Annotated in this window: 1 protein-coding gene and 1 pseudogene; both read left to right on the top strand. The window is 43.6% G+C overall.

The features are described from left to right. Positions 1–204 (top strand): annotated as a pseudogene (locus tag VXP95_RS15505) (phage head morphogenesis protein); the annotation flags it as partial. A 53-nt stretch (positions 205–257) separates the two neighbouring features. After that, on the top strand, positions 258–1,024 hold a 767-nt coding region (locus tag VXP95_RS15500; protein ID WP_416712355.1), incomplete at its 3' end, for a hypothetical protein.

The following is a 1,024-nucleotide window of genomic DNA, read 5'->3' as shown; positions in this document are numbered from 1 at the left end:
CAGTTGAATGCGCCGTTATTGATGGCTGAAAGTGCTGGTGACATCGTGATCAAGATTGAGAATGCTAAAGGGCTCGGTATTGATTTAGAAATGCTGAGTGCGGGTAACGGTGTACTGATTCCGATGGGGCTATCTTTTGAAGTGGTTTCGATTGAAACGGTTGAAGGACAGATGGTTTATACACTCAAGCCCTTGTTGAACTAATTTAAAAATGAATATGACCGCCTTCTGGGCGGTTTTTTTATGGAGCATGAAAAATGCTAGATCCAAATGAAGAGCGATTGAAGTATCTATTCAATGCCGCGGCAATTGAAGTCCCGAAAGCTGAAGAGGGACAAAAACGAAAATTTAAAGGCACTGCTTATGCGGGTGGCCGTGTAGATGGTCATTGGTACTGGGGGCGTTCTGGTGTGGTCTTTGATCTTGATGGTATTGAGATTGATAAGCCAGCAGCCTTGCTTGAAGAACACTTTAGCTCTAGTCGAATTGGTGTTGTTCAGACAGTAGATACAAACGGAAAGATTGATGTAGCTGGTGATTTCCTTACAAATGCTAAGGCGCAGGAAATCGTTCAGGACTCTGATGATGGCTTCCCATTCCAGATGTCAATGATGATTGATCCGGGATCTATTGAAGAGGTTTCGCAAGGCAAGACAGTCACTGTGAATGGTCAAGTATTTGAAGGCCCTATCACAATCTTCCGTCAAAACCGCATTCGTGAGTTCACGATCTGCTCGACTGGTGCTGATCGTAATACATCAATTAAAGCCTTCTCAGGCAAAGCCAATCCAAACCCAACCAAAGAGGACACAGACGTGACCGAATTAGAAAAAGCACAACAGGCCAAAGAGCAGGCAGAGCGTGAACGTGATGATGCCCTAGCTGAACTTAAGCAATTCAAAGCACAAAAGCGTGCTGATGAAATTGCAGCTTTAGAAACTGAGCTGAAAACACAGTTTAGTGCTGAAGATAAAACGGCTTATACCAATATGGATGATTCAGTTTTTAGCTTTACTGCCAAACA

The organism is Acinetobacter sp. 226, from assembly GCF_048147925.1.
GTDB lineage: Bacteria > Pseudomonadota > Gammaproteobacteria > Pseudomonadales > Moraxellaceae > Acinetobacter > Acinetobacter pecorum.
The sequence above is the reverse complement of the archived record's forward strand: the minus strand, read 5'-3'. Positions and strand labels throughout refer to the sequence as shown.